This window comes from Aneurinibacillus danicus (assembly GCF_007991215.1).
Lineage (GTDB): Bacteria > Bacillota > Bacilli > Aneurinibacillales > Aneurinibacillaceae > Aneurinibacillus > Aneurinibacillus danicus.
The window spans coordinates 35280-53594 of sequence record NZ_BJXX01000052.1 but is presented as its reverse complement, the minus strand read 5'-3'; the positions used below and the strand labels follow the sequence as shown (position 1 = coordinate 53594).

At 47.9% G+C, this 18315-nt stretch carries 21 protein-coding genes, 1 riboswitch and 1 other annotated feature; of the genes, 13 read left to right on the top strand and 8 right to left on the bottom strand.

Annotation, left to right across the window (positions count from 1 at the left end; translation table 11 throughout):
* Positions 1–3: 3 nt before the first annotated feature.
* Positions 4–1107, top strand: a complete 1104-nt coding sequence (locus ADA01nite_RS06140) for a GerAB/ArcD/ProY family transporter (protein ID WP_170230164.1) — start codon at positions 4–6, stop codon at positions 1105–1107.
* Positions 1108–1178: 71 nt separating this feature from the next.
* The gene (locus tag ADA01nite_RS06135; protein WP_146809079.1) at positions 1179–2198 is read left to right on the top strand and encodes a Ger(x)C family spore germination protein; all 1020 of its coding nucleotides are present in this window, start codon (positions 1179–1181) and stop codon (positions 2196–2198) included.
* 234 nt (positions 2199–2432) lie between these two features.
* On the opposite strand, the gene ADA01nite_RS06130 is transcribed toward ADA01nite_RS06135, so the two are convergent.
* Positions 2433–2837 (bottom strand): acyl-CoA thioesterase, encoded by a 405-nt coding sequence (locus ADA01nite_RS06130; protein ID WP_146809078.1) that lies wholly within the window; start codon positions 2835–2837, stop codon positions 2433–2435.
* Positions 2838–3439: 602 nt separating this feature from the next.
* On the opposite strand from ADA01nite_RS06130, the gene ADA01nite_RS06125 reads away from it, so the two are divergent.
* From ADA01nite_RS06125 to ADA01nite_RS06090, 8 genes are all read left to right on the top strand, one after another.
* Positions 3440–4153, top strand: a complete 714-nt coding sequence (locus ADA01nite_RS06125; RefSeq protein WP_146809077.1) for a response regulator transcription factor — start codon at positions 3440–3442, stop codon at positions 4151–4153.
* Entirely contained in the window at positions 4141–5604 is a 1464-nt protein-coding gene (locus tag ADA01nite_RS06120) for a sensor histidine kinase (RefSeq protein WP_307724481.1), read from the top strand. Before ADA01nite_RS06125 ends, ADA01nite_RS06120 begins: the two co-directional genes overlap by 13 nt.
* Positions 5605–5839: 235 nt before the next feature.
* Positions 5840–6265 carry a MarR family winged helix-turn-helix transcriptional regulator gene (locus ADA01nite_RS06115; protein ID WP_246147240.1) on the top strand — a complete coding sequence of 142 codons (426 nt, stop codon included), beginning with the start codon at positions 5840–5842 and terminating at the stop codon, positions 6263–6265.
* A 13-nt stretch (positions 6266–6278) separates the two neighbouring features.
* Complete coding sequence (locus tag ADA01nite_RS06110) at positions 6279–6674, top strand: hotdog fold thioesterase (protein WP_146809075.1); 396 nt, start codon at positions 6279–6281, stop codon at positions 6672–6674.
* Positions 6675–6931: 257 nt separating this feature from the next.
* Entirely contained in the window at positions 6932–7150 is a 219-nt protein-coding gene (locus ADA01nite_RS06105) for a hypothetical protein (protein ID WP_146809074.1), read from the top strand.
* A gap of 70 nt (positions 7151–7220) precedes the next feature.
* On the top strand, positions 7221–7454 hold the full coding sequence (locus tag ADA01nite_RS06100) for a hypothetical protein (RefSeq protein WP_146809073.1): 234 nt from the start codon (positions 7221–7223) through the stop codon (positions 7452–7454).
* Positions 7455–7592: 138 nt separating this feature from the next.
* A complete protein-coding gene (locus ADA01nite_RS06095) occupies positions 7593–8204 on the top strand; it encodes a hypothetical protein (protein ID WP_146809072.1) in 612 nt (203 codons plus the stop codon).
* A gap of 67 nt (positions 8205–8271) precedes the next feature.
* Complete coding sequence (locus ADA01nite_RS06090) at positions 8272–8550, top strand: YgiT-type zinc finger protein (RefSeq protein ID WP_146809071.1); 279 nt, start codon at positions 8272–8274, stop codon at positions 8548–8550.
* A gap of 394 nt (positions 8551–8944) precedes the next feature.
* On the opposite strand, the gene ADA01nite_RS06085 is transcribed toward ADA01nite_RS06090, so the two are convergent.
* A complete protein-coding gene (locus ADA01nite_RS06085) occupies positions 8945–9601 on the bottom strand; it encodes a peptidylprolyl isomerase (protein ID WP_146809070.1) in 657 nt (218 codons plus the stop codon).
* 27 nt (positions 9602–9628) lie between these two features.
* Positions 9629–10357 (bottom strand): SDR family oxidoreductase, encoded by a 729-nt coding sequence (locus tag ADA01nite_RS06080; RefSeq protein WP_146809069.1) that lies wholly within the window; start codon positions 10355–10357, stop codon positions 9629–9631.
* 159 nt (positions 10358–10516) lie between these two features.
* Here ADA01nite_RS06080 and ADA01nite_RS06075 point away from each other — a divergent pair, with 159 nt between their 5' ends.
* Positions 10517–11644 (top strand): HAD family hydrolase, encoded by a 1128-nt coding sequence (locus ADA01nite_RS06075; RefSeq protein WP_146809068.1) that lies wholly within the window; start codon positions 10517–10519, stop codon positions 11642–11644.
* Between the two features lie 109 nt (positions 11645–11753).
* Here the strand turns inward: ADA01nite_RS06075 and serA are convergent, their stop codons facing one another.
* Positions 11754–13337, bottom strand: a complete 1584-nt coding sequence (serA, locus tag ADA01nite_RS06070; RefSeq protein WP_146809067.1) for a phosphoglycerate dehydrogenase — start codon at positions 13335–13337, stop codon at positions 11754–11756.
* 100 nt (positions 13338–13437) lie between these two features.
* Positions 13438–13680 (bottom strand) — a binding site (T-box leader).
* 275 nt (positions 13681–13955) lie between these two features.
* Here serA and ADA01nite_RS06065 point away from each other — a divergent pair.
* Positions 13956–14444 carry a DUF1284 domain-containing protein gene (locus ADA01nite_RS06065; RefSeq protein WP_371863541.1) on the top strand — a complete coding sequence of 163 codons (489 nt, stop codon included), beginning with the start codon at positions 13956–13958 and terminating at the stop codon, positions 14442–14444.
* A 100-nt stretch (positions 14445–14544) separates the two neighbouring features.
* Here the strand turns inward: ADA01nite_RS06065 and ADA01nite_RS06060 are convergent, their stop codons facing one another.
* On the bottom strand, positions 14545–15042 hold the full coding sequence (locus ADA01nite_RS06060; RefSeq protein ID WP_146809065.1) for an inorganic diphosphatase: 498 nt from the start codon (positions 15040–15042) through the stop codon (positions 14545–14547).
* A gap of 109 nt (positions 15043–15151) precedes the next feature.
* Here ADA01nite_RS06060 and ADA01nite_RS06055 point away from each other — a divergent pair, with 109 nt between their 5' ends.
* A complete protein-coding gene (locus tag ADA01nite_RS06055) occupies positions 15152–15943 on the top strand; it encodes a DUF92 domain-containing protein (protein WP_146809064.1) in 792 nt (263 codons plus the stop codon).
* 45 nt (positions 15944–15988) lie between these two features.
* Here the strand turns inward: ADA01nite_RS06055 and ADA01nite_RS22815 are convergent, their stop codons facing one another.
* The 3 genes from ADA01nite_RS22815 to ADA01nite_RS06045 form a co-directional block, all read right to left on the bottom strand.
* Positions 15989–16111 (bottom strand): hypothetical protein, encoded by a 123-nt coding sequence (locus ADA01nite_RS22815; RefSeq protein WP_281285989.1) that lies wholly within the window; start codon positions 16109–16111, stop codon positions 15989–15991.
* 141 nt (positions 16112–16252) lie between these two features.
* Positions 16253–17221, bottom strand: a complete 969-nt coding sequence (locus tag ADA01nite_RS06050; RefSeq protein WP_146809063.1) for a magnesium transporter CorA family protein — start codon at positions 17219–17221, stop codon at positions 16253–16255.
* Between the two features lie 284 nt (positions 17222–17505).
* Positions 17506–17671, bottom strand: a riboswitch (M-box (ykoK) riboswitch).
* Positions 17672–18003: 332 nt separating this feature from the next.
* Positions 18004–18213, bottom strand: coding sequence for a ferredoxin (locus tag ADA01nite_RS06045; RefSeq protein WP_027417451.1), 210 nt, complete (start codon positions 18211–18213; stop codon positions 18004–18006).
* Positions 18214–18315 lie beyond the last annotated feature (102 nt).

The following is an 18315-nucleotide window of genomic DNA, read 5'->3' as shown; positions in this document are numbered from 1 at the left end:
TACATGGAGAAGAGTCGAGGCGTATACGGGGGCGGGTTTTCCATTGACCCGGTTTATTTATTTTTTCTGGTCAATACCATGCAGGTAGGGGTTGGGATTCTGCGGGCGCCGCGTGTGATGGCTGAAGATGTGGGAAGAGAAGGTTGGATTGTGGCTATTTTAGCGGCACTTCTCGTCCAGTTCGTTATGGTATGTATATTTTATGTGCTTCGGAAATATCAGAGTTTATCGCTTTTGGAAGTCGGGCATATCCTGTTCGGCAAAACATTGAATTCGTTTCTTTCCATCCTTATCGGGGTGTACTATTTCCTGCTCGGAGTGCTCTTGCTGCGTGATTTCATTGGCATACTCCAGGACTTTATTTTTACCGCCAGCTCCCCGGTCTTTTTGTATCTGTTGTTTCTTTATCCGTGTTATCTCATTTTGCGCGGCGGTATTTCTCTTTTGACCCGCTTTAGCGTTGTGGTTCTTCTTTCTACGGTGTGGCTTATGATTTTTCTGATTTATCCCTACTTGAATTTTCAGTGGGAATTTATGCTCCCGCTTTTCCAGCATGAAATAAAAGACTATGCAAAAGCCACAAAAGATATCATGCTGGATTATTTCGGCTTTGAAATCGTCTTTTTCTTTTATCCGCTTATCGCGCCCAAGAAAAAAGCACTACTGTATGCATCTCTGGGCCACTGGTTTACTACATTGGTTTATTTTTTGATTATCGTCGGGGCAACGGGAATGTATGGAAGCGATATGTTGAAGCATCAATCCTATCCTACGATGGATATGTTCCGTTTGGTGCAGCTTCCGTTTATTGAACGTGTCGAAATCATCGGACTGAGTACATGGAGTATGCTGATTCTTCTTTCGGTTACCGGTTTTATTCTTATCTGCGGACAAAGCATCCAGCATATCCGAAAAGGGTCATTCTTAAGCAAGCCGGGCACGCTGACGCTACTGATTTTCCTGACGCTGCTCTTTATACCGGATCGTTTTCTCGATATTGACCAGGTTCTGTTATATCTGGGCGTCATCTGGGTGTATGTGCTGGGTGTCTATACGGCGGCATTCGTCGTCCTGTCTTACTTTAGGAAAGGAACGAAGAAGACATGAAACTTGTGATTCGGACGCTTATACTGCTAGGGTGTGTCCTGCTTGGCGCTTGTACTGCGGTTGACTGAAGAGTGCTTGATGATTTGGGTCTGGTTTTAATGGCGGGGTATGATCGAATCGGCTCTGATAAATTACAAATTACGGTTACGCTCCCGGGCATGATTCCGGAAGGGAGGTTTTCGCCCCAACTGCTGACCGTTGTTGCACGCAGCGAAAAAAACGCACGAAAACAATTAAGCTATCTTTCCGGAAAAAGAGTCGAAGCGGGACAGCTTAAAGTCATTTTATTCGGGGAGAAGACCGCCCGCCGTGGAATAAAGGACATTGTTGATCCTCTCTACCGTGATCCGAGCATTGGTTCGATGATGTTTGTGGGTGTGGTAAAAGGAAAGGCAGCCGATGCGCTGAAAGCCGATGTGAGAGACAAACAGGGGGCAGGCCTGTATACTTACAATGTGTTGCATCAGGAGGAAAGGGTGCAGGGAACGACGAGGTTCCGCTTAAGCAGCGTTATTCGTGATTTGAAAACACCGGGGCGTGCTGTGGCGGTGCCTTACATGATTGTAGAAAAGCAGGGGATAAAATTAAGCGGATTGGCCCTGTTCAGCGATTCGAAAATGTCAGGAAGGCTGCCTGCGGAGCTTGTGCCTTCATACATGATGCTTGACGGCGTAAACTACCGGGATCATTTAAACATGGTGCTGGACAAAAAAACAAAAATTACCTTGTCGTTCGTGAAAAACTCACGCATAAGAAGCGTTTCTTACAATCCGCAGACCAAAAAGCTCACGCTGCATATTAAAGCGAAAGTCAAAGGGCAGGTATTGGAATATGAAGGAGTTCAGGTGAAAACAAGGAAGCAGCTACGGAACCTGGAGGAAAAAGTGGCCCGCCATCTGGAGCAACAGGGAGAGGAAACCATGCGTATTCTGCAAAAGGCAAATTCGGATGCTCTGGGACTGGGCAACTATGTGCAAGCGAAAAACGTGTATTCCAGCTATAGCCCGAAGTGGTGGCAGGCACAATATCCGCATATCAAAGTAAACGTCGAGATGGAAGTTAAACTGACCCGCCTGGGGCTTCTTCGATAATAATACTTTTCCTCCATTGTAATCGAGGAAAAACTCGCGAGGCGTGTGCCGACCGTTGCTTTTTCCGTGTGGAGCGTGTGGCCTGAAGGGAGGGAAAGACCGGCAATTGTCTCCCTCTTCGAGGTACCCGGATGTTTTGCCGGTCCGACCGAAGGGCCACAAAGCGGCCGCTTGTCTTCTGTGTGGAAAAAGGACGAGCGGCACCGCCCGCGAGTTTTTCTTATATAAGCCGGATTATGAAGCAAGATGAGCGAATAAGCGCGCCAGTTCATCCGGTACAGGCCGGCTTGTGCGCGTATGGCTATCCATTGTGACACTCGTTACAAGGGCATCTGCAACCAGCTCGCCGCGCTGGTTATGTATTTCCTGCTTTAACACATAGCTTGTCCGGCCGAGCCGCTCCGGTCTGGTCGTAATCGTAAGACGGTCATTTTGTAGGCACTCTTTTCGGTAATTAATGTTGATGTTGACGGTGACCGTCTGGATCCCTAAGTCGAGAAACTTGTCATAGGCAAGGTTTGCCCGCTCGTACCATTCTTCCCGACCCCACTCCAGGTATTCGAGGTATTTGGCATTGTTGACATGGCCGTTGACGTCAATTTCAGTAGAACGAACAACAATCTCCAATGAAGCATCCATATGCATTCCTCCTGTGTATCCGTTTTCTCTTCATCATACCTTCTTTCAAAAGAGATGCCAACTCGGGTTTTGCTTACCCGGGGAACGAACACAAATTGATCATATTTTTATCAAAAAAAGTTCTTAAGAAAGACACGGTACGGTTACAATTTTTGAGTAAAGTATAGCTATCGGGAGGTGAGCAAGAGCTTTAAGGACGGTATGCTGCTAAAGCAATTGAAGGAAATGGAATGACATCAAAAGACCAATAAACGAGCAAAACGCCTGTACGATACCACAGCAAAATTTTGCCGTCTATAGCATAAGAAACCAACCAATTACTTACATGTTAATAACTTAAAAAAACAATATAAGCTTCACGCTTCTTCTTCCTATGAATAACCGGTACAAACGTACCGGTTATTCTAATGAGTAAAAACATAAATTCCTTCCTCCAGCACGGACATGACGGGTTTTTCTGTAGCGAATGATATAAATAGATGCCTTCGGCTTGCAAAACATGCGCAGAAAATGTGATATACTAATGGAATAACAAATAGATAAAGTTTGCAATGCCGTATTCCGTATAAAGTGCGCGTGCGGAATGGAGGAGGAAGATAGCGATGAACGGAACGAAAGTGCTTGTTGCTGACGATGATACGAACGTACTAGAGATTATTCGTCTGTACTTTGCCCAGCAGCAAATTGATTTAGTAGAAGCGCATGATGGAGACGAAGCGGTACGGCTCGCCGAGGCGGAGAAGCCGGACGCGATTATTCTTGATGTAATGATGCCAAAAATGGATGGATACGAGGCGTGCCGGGAAATTCGCAAAACGATGGATACGCCTATTATTATGTTATCAGCAAAAGGAGAAGAATTCGACCGGGTGCTCGGCCTTGAGCTGGGCGCGGATGACTATGTCACAAAGCCGTTCAGTCCGCGGGAGCTTGTCGCGAGAATTAAAGCGATTTTCCGACGGATGCAGCCGCGGGGAACGGAGGAGAAGGATGCGGCACAAAGCAATGTCCTTCAGTTCCAGGACCTTCAGATTGATCTGCAGGGACGCCAGGTGACCGTCGCGGGCGAAAGAGTGCAGTTCCGTCCGAAAGAATTCGATTTGCTTGTGTTCCTGGCCCGTTCACAGGGCAGTGTATTTACAAGGGAACAGTTACTCGAGCAAATCTGGGGCTATGACTTTTTCGGCGATATTCGCACGGTGGACGTTCACGTCAAAAAAATACGTCAGCATCTGGCGCGGCTGCCATATGAATGCATTCATACGGTGTGGGGCGTGGGCTACAAGTTCGAGGTGGAAGCGTCGTGCTCCGCTTAATGAGAGAATGGTTCGGCATTAACAAAAGCATTTTTCGTAAGCTCCTGCTCAGCTACATGGTAACGGTGCTGCTGGGGCTTGGCGCTCTTGGCCTCTCCATGTCGGTGCTGGCCAAAAATTACATATACAATGGAACGAAGGAAGAATTGCTCCGTAAAGCGAAAAAAGTAAACCTTGCCATTCAAGATTATCCGGTTCAAGCTGACCAGACAACGGCGATGCTGGCGTTTCTTGACCAGACGTTCGATACGCGCATTTGGGTATTTGATCAGCAGGGACGGATTATTTCCACTTCGACACAGGATGAAGTGTTTATCGGCAAATCCGTAGCCCGCTCGATCGTCGAGCAGGTCATGGAGGGGAAGGACGTTGTCCAGAATTTGCGATTTGAAGGTTTGAGTAAACCGATGATGTCGGTGGTTGTACCGTGGGGCCAAAAAGACAAGGTATTTGGCGGCATCGTATTGCACGCACCGGTAGAAGGTATCGAAGAAACGGTCGGCAATATGAGGGAGATGATTTTGTGGGCGACACTGCTTGGAATTTTGCTCTCCACAGCTATGGTCTCGTATCTCTCCTGGACGATCTCCCGTCCGCTGAAGCGGATTGATGACGTGGCGCTGCAGATTGAACGAGGGAATTACAGCCAGCGCGCCGTAGTGGAGTCTCAGGACGAAATCGGAGATTTGGCACGGACGATTAACCGGATGGCCGGGACTCTTGAGCTTGTAGAGGCGGAGCGTGCCGACTTTGAACAGACCCGTCAGGACTTTCTCGCTAATGTGTCACATGAACTCAGGACTCCTTTGACGGCGATGCAGGGGTTTCTTGAGGCGCTGCAGGACGGGCTGGTCGTTGACGAAGCGTCACGCCAGAAATATTATGATGTCATGTACAAAGAAGTCATGCACATGAATCGGCTCGTCAATGATTTGCTGGAGTTGGTGCGCCTTGAGAAACATGAGGTGAATCTGGTGAAGCGTCCGATCGATATGGACTCATTCCTGCGGCGGATTGTGTTTATGTTCAAAGAAGAGGCTGCCAAGCGCAATCTTGAGTTGCGCCTGGATATGACGGCGCCGCTGCCGGGAATTATCGCCGATCCGCACCGGATTGAGCAGATTTTCATTAACCTGGTGGGCAATGCCTTAAAATTTACGGAACAGGGATCGATTACGCTGAGAGCGAGAGAGCGGGACGGCGGCATCGGGGTGACCGTAGAAGATACGGGTATTGGCATTTCCGAGCACGATTTGGAATTCATCTGGGATCGCTTCTTCAAAGTGGACCGGGTGCGTTCCCGTAAAGAGACGGGAACGGGACTTGGACTTGCGATCGTTAAAGAGCTGGTAACCCTTCATCAGGGTACGATTACCGTTAAAAGCAAAGCGGGTGAAGGCACGGCGTTTACCGTATGGCTTCCTGCCGAAACGAAAGCGGAGCAAAGCTAGAGCAAGAAAGGGAATATTACACTTGTGAAATACTCCCTTTCTTCAAAGCAATCATCCCCTCGTTCTCTTCTGTTGTTTCCTTTGCACCATAAAAGTTGGCCGCCCTTCCCATCATGTTCATGTCGGGGTTGCGGTTGAAACGCCATGGTTGTTTTTATGCAAATTAGTTGTATACAAGATACTTGCTATGTGTTATATTCTGAATAGGAAGAAAATTCAGGAGGGGTGTCAGATTGTGCTTGAAGACTGCATCGTATTTTTGCTTAGTAAAGCCCAGCAGCGCGCGTATCAAACAAGCAAAACCATACTGCAGCCGTACGGAGTTACACCGGTCCAGTATGCACTTCTGCACTTGCTCTGGGAGAAAGAGGGGCAGCATGGGGCCGAGTTGGGAGAACGGTTAAGGCTTGATTCGGCGACAATAACCGGCCTTTTGGATCGATTGGCTCACCAGGGACTGGTGGAGAGAAAGCCGGATCCTAAAGACCGGCGAGTGAACAGGATTTACGTAACAGAGCGTGGCCGCACATTGGAGAAATCGCTTACAGAGGCGATGAAACAGAGCAACCAGAACATCCTCGCCGATTTTACGGAAGAGGAAACACAATTGTTAAAAAGCATGCTGGTTCGTCTGGGATTTAATGAAAAAAAGAATGAGTGAGGGAGATGATAGAATGTTGATGAAGGACATAAAAGATACACTCGTCGGCACATTGGGAATCGAGATAGGGGAAATGACACCGGAGCGAGTGACGGCGACGATGCCGGTCAATGCCAAAACGCACCAGCCATTCGGCCTGCTGCATGGCGGAGCTTCAGTCGTACTCGCGGAGACGGTGGCCAGCATGGGGACGTGGAATTTGATTGACCAGGAGAATGAGACAGCGGTCGGACTTGAGATTAACGCCAATCACATCCGGGCGAAGCGGGACGGCATCGTGACCGCTGTAGCGACGCCGCTGCACAAAGGCCGCACCACCATGGTCTGGGACATCAAGATTACCGACGAAGAAGGCAAGCTTATCTGTGTATCACGCTGTACAATAGCCGTGGTGAAACGGAAAAAGTAACGAAGAAAAAAAGGCTTCCCGCACGCGGGTTTCTTTTCCAAAAGAAGCTGAAATGAGCGCTTGGCCGGTCTTCAGGCTGACCTATCAAACATCTCGGTCACTCAGAGAGGGAGACAGTGATAGGTCGTATCCGCCCTACGACCGTCCAAGCTCAGCGAGGAAAAGAAAAATGCTTAGCGGGAAGCCTTTTTTCTTGCGCTATCTATATTCTTTCTTTCACTCTGTCTACTTTTCTTGGATGGTGATTGTTTTATTTGATGGCAGTTCATCTTCGAATTGATAGCCGGGTCCACCTGTTCCGTTTCTTACAGGTAGGTAAATTATACAAACAAGGGTACTACAAACGCTATATCAACCTGCTTAAAAACTTCGGAATCGAAACAGTGGTTTCACCTTTGTCGATGGGCTATACCTCAATTAGCAGAGCAAAATCACAATCCGATGCTCGAACGGACATGATTGGAATACGTCAATAGGCAACTTCAAACAGCGTGAAGGGAAATACCCGACCTGCCGCTAGGAACGTATCAGGCAAGAGGAAGCAGCTTGTTTCTCAGCATGGCTGCAAGAGCGCGGGTGCGAGTTAGTCAACTACGTTTCTATGTCGCGTATGGGCGAATACAAATGCAAGTGTGGGACACATTGAATATAGACCCGAACTATCTGCTTGACGGGAAAAAGTGTACAAACGTCCTGTGTTCGAAGTGTAGACAGAAAGAACAATTGAACAACGAACGTATTGAATCAATCGACAAGTTATTGGATGAAATTGACTTTTAGTGTCGCAAAAGACATGCGGTTTTGCTTAAATAGGTATGGTTATTCTATTAAAATATTATTTACAAATACAGGTACAATGTGTAAAGTTATTTTAAAGTAGTATAAAGTAGTACACGGGAGAGAAAAGAGGAACTAAGTGTGCGTTTCCCTATTGCAATGGCCGATAAAACAATACATTTTAGAGATATATTTAAACTATCGGACGCTCAGAAAAGAAAAATCATAGATACCGCGCCCCAAGATACGCAGCGAGGATGGAGAAATCGTGATACCGGAATTAAGGTAGAATTAGAAGACGACCAACCCGATCATGTATTAAATGAAAAAAATACGAGAACAATAGGTAAGGACGAGATAACACTTTATGATGAAAATATCGTCGAACTCACCAAACACGCAAGAGAGCGCATTTCAGAAAGAATAGACGGAAGCGCGGACAAGAATAGGCGTCCAAAATCTGAAAGTATGTATAAAATTATCAGCCTTATAAAAGAAAGTGACATGGTACACCCGGAAGCGGAATGGAAAGGTCATCCAAGGCTAACGTACACAGTTACTTACAGCAAAGAGGAACGTTTCGACATTTCTATTTCATTCCGTAAAAGAGGTCATAAACAAGTGGTTGTCGTAACTGTGACTGACGATTTGCAGCCGTTGAAGGAGCAGATAATGGACAAGCCCGGAATGATGGAGCAACTGGAAGCGTTTAAACTGGCTTTGTTGAAGGACTATGAAGAGAACGAAGAATAAGTTTATACCATGTAGGTAGTGGTATATATGAATATAAGCATTAATACTTTGTAGGGAGGGATGCGTTATGACAGTTGCACCTTTTAGAAAGAGACAGGAGGCACGACAAACTATGGAATGTGAGTGCGGAGGGTCTATGAAAAAAGAAGAAAAGGTTGTTAGATGGATCGGAAATGATGGTCAAACATACGTCATCCATAACGTCCCTACTTATCAATGTGATGAACCGGATTGTGATGAAGAATATGAACCTGGAAAAATCTCAATGATGCTTTCTGCAATTGCTGATTTGATGGAAGAAGGTCGTTTACCTGATACGGTTGACTTTCGAAGGTTTAAACAATAACAGCGCCTTTGCGGGCGCTGTTTTGCTATGTGTTTCTTACTCCTGATCCCCTATACCTTCTCGCCGCATGCGTATGTAGTACACTCAAATACGATTCTACCATCGAAGAAGACAAGCCCATCTGTGTATCACGCTGCACAGTAGCTATTGTAAAGAGGAAATGATGAAAAGACATCAAGTAATTGAGAGTAAGCAATTAAAGAAGATAAAGGCTCTCTGCTAAGCATTTTTCTTTTCCTCGCTTAGCTTTACCGGTTGTAGGGCGGATACGACCTATCACAGTCTCCCTCTTCGAGAGGCCCAGATGTTTGATAGGTCAGCCCGGAGACCGGCCAAGCGGACAGCATTACTCCTTAGGGAAAAGAAACCCGCGTGCAGAGAGCCTTATCTTCTTTTATTTCTCTTCAATCTTGATGCTTTTAATGAACACCTTCTCTACAGGTGAGCTGAATTCGCCGAGCGGGTTTTGGGCGACAGGCGTGCTGGAGATAGCCTCGATCGTGTCCATTCCGTCGATAACTTTGCCGAATATGGTATATTTCGGCTGACTGTTCAATCCTTCCACGCCTTCACCGTTGCCGATGAAGAATTGGCTGCCATTCGTATTCGGACCGGAGTTCGCCATGGCGACAATGCCTTTTTCGTATTTATGTTTTGACGGCAGTTCATCTTCAAATTGATAGCCGGGTCCACCCATGCCATTGCCGAGCGGGTCCCCTGTTTGGATCATGAAATTTTTCATAATCCGGTGAAAGATGACGCCGTCATAGAAATTCTCTTTGGAGAGAAAAACGAAGTTGTTGACGGTTTTGGGCGCATCTTTTGCAAACAGCTCAATCGAGAACTTGCCTTTGTTTGTTTCCACATGCGCAATGTATGTTTTGTTTGGATCGATTTGCATGGCCGGAGCCTTGTCCCACTGTTTGACTGGCTGCTTCTGTTCCTGTCCGGTGGCAGGGGAGCTTTGCTGCCCCTGATTGGAAGAACATGCTGTAGTAGTAAGCGCTGCTGCAAGCGCCAGGGTGAGTAATGCAAGGTGCTTTCTTTTCATCTTTCTTGTCCTCTAACTTTCTCTATGTTATTTTCCCTTTTGCAGATGCTGCGGCACAACCGGACGCATAATCAACTGATTCATAATCACGTGTTCCGGGGCTGCAATCATCTGATACGCCATGTACGCCACCTCTTCCGGACGAAGCGCGTACTCTTTCGGAGCGCTCTGGCCGAATTCCGTCTGTACGGAACCCGGGCAAATAACGGACACCTTTACGTTGTGCGGTTTTAACTCCTGCGTCAGTACATCGGTGAATGCCATTAAGCCGAATTTCGACGTACAGTATCCTCCGCCTCCCGGAAACGTAACCGTGCCGGCCACGCTGGAGATGTTGACGATATGGCCGCCCTGCTGCTGAATCATGTGGGGGACGGTGTACTTCGTACAGAGAAATACGCCTTTCAAATTGACGTCCATCATTTCATCCCATTGCGCTTCTGTCAGTTCATGTATCGGGCCGAAATGGCCGAGTCCGGCATTGTTAACCAGTGCATCAATTCGCCCTTCTTCGTGTACGATCTGTCCGATAAGACGTTCGATGGCGCTGCTGTCTCTAATATCGCACGGAGAAGGAATAATACACCCCTGTTTATTATCGGCTTCAGTTGCCAGCTCCTTCAGCTGCGATTCGCTGCGTGCGATCGCATAGACGGTGGCCCCTTTGTCCGCAAACAGCAGGCTCATGGCCCGCCCGATACCTTTGCTTGCGCCTGTGATTAGCACAACTTTGTTATGTATGGATTGCAGTTCCATTGTTATCGCCTCCTGGCTTTTATTTTACCATAGTTTTATCTGAACGAAATTTACGGAAAAAGGCGATTATTTTATTAGAAATATGTTAAAATGTTCGTGTTGAGTTCGATTAGCAAGCAACTGCATATTACACAAGTCGGAGGAGCTGGGGAAGAAAAAATGTTTCGTACCATTTTATTTGACGTAGACGGAGTTTTATTAAGTGAAGAGCGTTACTTTGACGCTTCGGCGCTGACGGTGTGGGAGATGCTGTACAGCCCCAAATACATCGGCCTTGCCGGTGATGCGTTCGAGCCGGCGCCGGAAGAAAGTGTCATCCGCCGTGTACGCGCCGAAGTGTTCGATCACGATAAAGTATTAAATTTCATTAAAACAAGAGGGATTAACGCTAACTGGGATATGGTGTATCTGGCATTTTCCTACCAATTAGTACGTCTGCTGGCTGAGTTGCACAAAACGAAGTCTGAAGAAGTACGAGGCATCCTGACGTCACAAATTCACCGTGAAGCCATTGCCAGGGTGAAAGAGCTGGCGCAGGGGATAGATTTTACGGTGGACTATGCCGCGTTTGTCGCGGACTTTGAGAAGAGCACGGCGGAGAAGCAGGCACTGCTTCTGTATCTGAATGACCTGGTGCGTGAGAAGACAGGCATCGAGACGACCATTTTCTCGCGCAACAGCGAACTGTGGGACCTCTGCCAGGAGACATTCCAGGAATGGTACTTAGGCGATCGTCTTGTCGCCGACTCGATTGGCCGTGCAGCCTACCAGAAAGGTAAAAAAGGCTTCCTGGACGACGAAATTCCGATTGTAGAGCCGGCAAAAATGGCCGAAGTGCTGGCTGAGTTGAAAAGTCGCGGCTATGAGCTTGGCATCGGAACAGGACGTCCGCGCATCGAAACGGTGGAGCCGCTTAAAGCGATGGGATTGCTTCAATATTTCAATCCGAACCGTGTTGTAACCGCAAGTGACGTATTGGATGCGGAGAAGCGCTATCCGGATCGTGCACCGCTCGCCAAACCGCAGCCGTACTGTTATATCAAAGGGATGCTCGGCATGGATTGCCATGACGACGAGTGCTTCGGTTTAGCGCTGCCGATTGAAAACGGCGAAGAGATTCTTGTGGTGGGCGACTCTGTAGCGGATTATATGGCGGCCCGCAGCATTGGCTGCAAGTTCGCGGCGACGCTAACCGGTTTGACCGGCCAGGAAGCGCGCGCCAAGTTTGAAGAACTAAAAGCCGACTACATCCTCGATGACATGACGCAGATTTTAACTATTTTGTAAAAATGAAACCCGGCATGCAGGTCCATGAAGGCCTACATACCGGGTTTTTGCTTTCTTAAGTGTTGAGCCGCTTAATATAAGAAGACATCGAGCAGTTTTGCCAGGTAAATTACAACTCGATTTGCGTTACACTTTTAATTTCATTTAGCTCGCCTAACGTGTCGAGAACGTCAGGGCTCACTTCTTTATCCACGCTTAGCAGCATAATTGCCTGACCGCCCACATCGCGGCGTCCCACCTGCATCGTCGCGATGTTGACGTCATTATTGCCGAGAAGTGTACCGACACGGCCAATGGCGCCCGGACGGTCATTGTGGTGTACGAGCAGCAGATTGCCCTGCGGTACAAGGTCGATGGAGTAGCCGTCGATTTTTACGATGCGCGGGCCGTAGCCGTTCAGCAGCGTACCGGCAACCGTTCTTTCTTCCTGGCTTGTTTTCAACGTGACGGTAACAAGGTTGTTGAAGCCTCCGCCATATGTGGACTTTTGCTCTGTTACATGGATGTCACGGTTTTTTGCAAGGATTGGCGCATTGACATAGTTAGCTGCCGCACCTAAATGGTAGGCCAGGATGCCTTTAAGCGTTGTGCGGGTCAGCGCCGCCGTATCGATGTCATTCAAATCGCCGGAATAAGTTACGACGACTTCTTTCAGGCCGCCTACTGCAATTTGCGCAATGAAAGATCCTAGCTTTTCGTTCAATTCAAAGTACGGTTTAACTTTCTCCATCACATTTGCCGGGATAGACGGCAGATTCACCGCATTTTTGAACGGCTCATCACGCAGAATGTGCAGAATTTCTTCGGATACGTCAATCGCCACGTTCTCCTGTGCTTCCACGGTGGAAGCGCCGAGGTGCGGCGTTACGATAACCTGCGGAAGTTTAAGCAGCGGGTTATCCACCGGCGGTTCCTGTTCGAATACGTCAAGGGCCGCCCCGGCCACTTTGCCGCTTACGATCGCTTCATAGAGCGCTTTTTCGTTGATGATGCCGCCGCGTGCACAGTTTACGATACGTACGCCGTCTTTCATCTTTTCAAACTCTTTTGTGTTGATGATATATTTCGTATCTTTTGTCAGCGGTGTATGCACAGTAATGAAATCAGCCTGTGTTACGACGTCATCGAGCGTACCGAATTTTACGCCCAGTTTATCGGCACGTTCCTGGGTCAGGAACGGATCGTAGGCAATGACGGTCATATTGAAAGCCTTGGCGCGTTTAGCTACTTCGGCTCCGATACGGCCGAGACCGATAATGCCGAGTGTTTTGTTGTTCAATTCCACTCCGGTGAACGATTTACGGTCCCACTCGCCTTCGATCAGCTTCTTATAGGCCGGTGGGATACGGCGGGCGAGCGCCATGATCATCGCAAAAGAGTGCTCGGCCGTAGAGATTGTGTTTCCGTCCGGTGCGTTAATTACGACAATACCCGCATTGGTAGCAGCAGTCAGATCGATGTTATCGACACCTACACCGGCGCGGCCAATCGCTTTGAGCTTTGTGCCCGCTTCAATTACAGCAGGTGTCACTTTCGTCTGGCTGCGTACGAGCAGCGCATCGTATTCTCCGATAATGTCGATTAATTCGGCTTCGGAGAGGCCGGTCTTGCGGTCCACCTGAACATCTTTTGCGTCGAGCAACTTCTGGATACCAAACTCGCTTAATGGATCGCTTACTAAAACTTTAAACATAGTATCTACACCTCCGCGGCGCATGGCGCCTTTTTCCCTGGAATATATTTTTTGGTAAATAAAAAAGCCTTTCGTGCTCACTACAAGCTTGCAACTTGCAGTGAGGGACGAAAAGCTTCGTTTCGCGGTACCACCCTCATTCACTGCTGTTTCACAACAGCAGCCTCAACCGGTCCGCTGGTGACGGACCGATGCCTATAACGGGGCTTCCGTTCAGACCTACTTCTTCCGGTTCAGCCTGACAGCTCAGGAGCGCTCAAACGACAGGGGATTCACCGGTTCGCAGCAACCACCGGCTCTCTGGAGAATCGCAACCGCAGTTTCTCTCCGTCTTCGCTGTTTATGTATATTGTTTGTTGTCTGATAATAATTTAACATGTAAAATAAACTGGGTCAAGCATTTTTCAGCTAAAAACTTAACATTTTTATTTTTATTCATAACAATGTTCGGGTTTAGCTTAAATCTTTATTTTTATTCTATCAAGTTGCTGCAAGGATGTAAAGCTGATTTGTATTCCTATATCGTAAAAAAATTATGAAAGTAAGGGGGAAGGACGGGAATCCGCTTTCAAAAAATTGCGCGAAAAATTCCCTTGCGTGGTACAACAGGGAGATGCCATGATAAGATACAGAGTAAAGGAGGGCAAAGGAGTGGAGATTAGAAAACTGCGTGGCCACCACCTATTATGCGTGCATGGTTTCCAGGGCATGGGATACAGCCCTTCATTTATAGCGAAGATGCAGGAGATTGTGGAGCAAGTCCGCGATCCAGAATGCGATATTTGGCTTGAAGTGACGATCGGTTTCGATGAAGCGTGCAGCGCCTGTCCACACAGGGGAGAGGCGAAATGCGAAGCGGACGAGGATTCCGACCTTTCTGTCAAGCGAATGGATGCAAATGTCATTCGCCATCTGGAATTGGAGCCGGAAGGAACCTACCGTAAGGAATGGCTGGTGCGGCGTACGGCACGAATGGTGGAGCCGGACGATCTGGATACGTTATGTGCGGATTGCTCATGGCTTGCCGAAGGCGTATGCAAAGAGGGGATCCGGAGCCTGCGCGAAGCGCATGGAATTACAGGGGAGACGAAAGCGGATAGAGCATAAGAAAAATTCGCGGGCGTTGCCGCTCTTTTTCCCCCTTCGGGCCCCACGCTCCACACGGAAAAACCTCCCGGCCGGGAGGTTTTCGTATGTACAATCAGGCTTATTTGTTTTCCGCATAACGGGCGAGGCACTCGTCGATAAGCTGTGCCGCTTTCTCCGGACCTTCCCAGCCTTCAATTTTTGTTTCTTTGTTCTCGAGGTCTTTGTAACGCTCGAAGAAGTGGGAAATTTCCTTCGTGATATGAGCCGGGATATCATCGAGGGATTTCACATCGTTCCAGCGCGGGTCGTCAACCGGTACGCCCAGCAGCTTCTCATCCTGACCTTTGTCATCAGACATAATGAGTACACCGATGATGCGGGTAGAGATAACGCAGCCCGGGAATGTCGGGAATGTGGTCAGCACAAGCGCATCCAGCGGATCGCCGTCAAGCGCCAGCGTGTTTTCCAGATAGCCGTACTCGGTCGGATAGTGCATCGGAGAGAACAGGACGCGGTCCAGACGAAATACGCCTGCTTCTTTATCGAATTCGTATTTGTTCTGGCTTCCGGCCGGAATTTCAACGAATACATCAACAACTTTGTTTTCAAAAGCCATGAAGACTCCTCCTCTTTTTAATCGTTCTTGTCCCGTGGGGGATTCTGCTTCATTATAGCAAGTTCCATTTCATAAGAAAAGCACATCCTGAGAAGAGAGGAGGATGGGAATGGATTTTCTCATCGGATTTGTAGGAAGTCTGCTGATTTCCGGTGTGGCGTATTGGAAGCGGTCGCTTTCGGCAAGCGGGGCCGCCGCAGCAATCTTGCTCGGTACGCTGATGTATGCGCTTGGCGATATTCGGTGGTACGGTCTGCTCATTGCGTTTTTTGTTTCATCCAGCCTGCTGTCGCACCGCAAGAAAGAGGCGAAGCGGGAAGTAGAGAACCTGTTTGCGAAAACAGGCACACGGGACTGGCTGCAGGTTGCGGCGAACGGCGGACTTGGGCTTGTTGCGGTATCGGGAGCATTTTTCCTTGGTCGCGAAGAAATGTGGTATGCGTTTTATATTGGTGTGATGGCAGCAGTAACAAGCGATACGTGGGCGACGGAAATCGGCGTGCTTGCCAGACGTAAACCGCGTCATATTTTCACGTGGCGCGAGGTAGAGCCGGGAACATCGGGCGGAATTAGCGGCCTGGGTTTTTTTGCTTCCTTGCTGGGAGGTATATTTATCGGCGTGATGGCGATTTTGTTTACATGGCTTGCCGAAGGAGAGTTTCCATTACTGTATCTTGTGGGCGGTGCATTGGGCGGCCTGACCGGAAGCCTTGTGGATAGTGCAATCGGAGCAACATGGCAGCAGATGTACCGCTGTGAAGCGTGCGGCAAAGGGACGGAGCGGACGGAGCATTGTCAGCAGCCGACACGTGTAATGAGGGGGTATGCATGGTGTACGAACGATATGGTGAACCTAATGGCGTCCCTGATCGGCGGCTTGGTCGCTGTTTGGTGGCGATAAAGGCGAAGGGAGACAAATAAGGAGCGGAATTTTCCGCTCCTTTTATTATTTCGTTTGTCTGGTTGATGTTTTTTTGATTTGCTCCCGTTCTTCCTGCGTTAAGACGCCCATCAGATACAGCAATTCTGTTACTTTTTCAATGCGTCCGGTTCTTCGTGGCTTCTTCATGCGTATGCCTCCCGGCTGATGGATTTAGTTAATTTTATTATACTCAATAGTTTTGACTTTGCGCAACATTTTTTTGAAAATAGACGCAAATCACACAAATGAATTCTATTAACCGTTTGGCGATCTTATAGCAGGGGGATGTTACATAAATTTCTTGCGCAGGTACCACCACATCCACCACGAAAGCGCCGTCAGCATGACGAAGATTACGAGCGTCGTATACGGTGAATCCTGAAACGGCAACGGCACGTTCATGCCGAAAAATCCGGTCACGAATGTTAGCGGAAGCATGATGGTGGAAATCATCGTCAGGATGTTCAGGTTCTCTGTCGTTTTCGCGCTGACAATCGAATAATACGTATCAAGCGCACTGTTTACCAGGTCCTTAAATGTTTCCGTGGAATCGGCGATCCGCTCCAGGTGGTCTTTCAAATCAATGTAGAACGGTACGTTATCCTCTTGAATGGGGAACAGCCACTGACCGTTGATTGTAGCGAACACCCGCTTCTGCGGCAGAATAACGCGGCGGATGAGAATCAGTGTCCGCTTGAGCGCCAGGAACTCTTCCGTTACAAGCTCCATGTCGTATTCATACATCTCGTCTTCAATCTCATCAATCCGGATACTGATCCGATCAAGAATCGGGAAGTATTCGTCCGTAATCCCGTCAATGATAGAGTAGAGCAAATAGTCTGCCCCCCGGTTCATGTATTCTTTGCTTTGCAGACAAGCGGCGGCAATACGTCCGATCGACGGCATCGGCCGCTTATGAATGGTTACGATATAATTCGGTCCCATAAAAACGTTCAGCTCAAGTGTCGTAATCTCATTATCGCTTTCTTCATGATAGCGCAGCGCATGAAACACGAAGAAGTGGTAATCCTCGTAGTCATCTACTTTTGCGCGTGGGCTGTGCTGCAGGCAGTCTTCGATTGCCAGCGGGTGAAAGCTAAACAGCTTGGCGACGTAGTGGAGTTCTTGGTTGCTTGTATTAAACAAATCAATCCAGAGCAAGTCCTCATTGGAATGGAGAAATTCATCAATTTTATTTAAGTCCACATCATGGAGCATCTCCTGACTAGAATGGTTGTAAAAATAGGTTTTGATCAAGGGTATCCCTCCTTAACCTTATGATAGTCAGTACTACTTGTACTTCAGGGAAGGACGGCTGACTTTTGCGGTACGAAGGAAAAGAGAGAAGCGAACGAGAGGATGATTTCAATGGAGAAAAAGACGAACGCCTTTTTCTTCCCTGGCTCTTCTTTCCTCTTCTCCTCTTTCTTTTCTCCTCATTTGCACAAAAAAGCCTCTCCCGTATGCCCAGGAGAGGCTTCATTCGTTCAAGCCGTAAACGCAAAGAAGGAACGCATACGAAAACAAAATCCGTACGTTCCGCGTATTCTCCTGGTTGAGCTTCGGCACAGAACAACGTAGAGTAATGACTCAGCCACCTTAAGTAGAGCCTTAATCCGGCAATACCTGTTCTACCCATTGGCGTCTCTCGACGTTTCCGGGCAGTGGCCTGTGTTTGAACTGGAGCCTCGCCTAACGAGAATGCTTATGAATACTTATGACATACTTTAGGATATAGGCAATTAGAAGAGTTGTCAATTGTCTTTTCTTGTATACCGGTTTAAAAGGAGATATCGATTGGGGAGAACTTGTCGGGTACTTTATCTTCGGATAGATTGCATTTCTCGTGACAATCAGCGGGATTGTGATGACTACGATTATGGGCGGCATCGCGGTTGTAAAACGGGGAAAAGAGCATGTTCGTCAGTGTAGAAGAACATAAAGATAAGGAGATGACATGCAGCGAAAAAGCCTAACCGGACCGGTTAGGCTTTGAATGAATACTTCGGATAGTCCCAGGCTTTGCAGCAGCCTGGTTCCTATTCTTCAACTTTAATGGAATCAGTCGGGCAACCTTCAGCTGCGTCACGAACATCATCGAACAAGATGTCCGGAATTTCGGCAGTGTTAGAGTTGTCATCGATTTTGTTGAAAGCCAGACCTTCATCATCATAATCGAATACATCTGGAGCTGTTGCGCCACAAGCTCCACATGCGATACAAGTGTCTTTGTCAACCCATGTAGTCATTCTATCTTCACCTCCACAATTACTAAGAAAAGATGTTGTCTACTTCTCCTCCCCCATTGTAAACATTGTACCTATGAATATCAAGATGGTTAAGAAAAAATA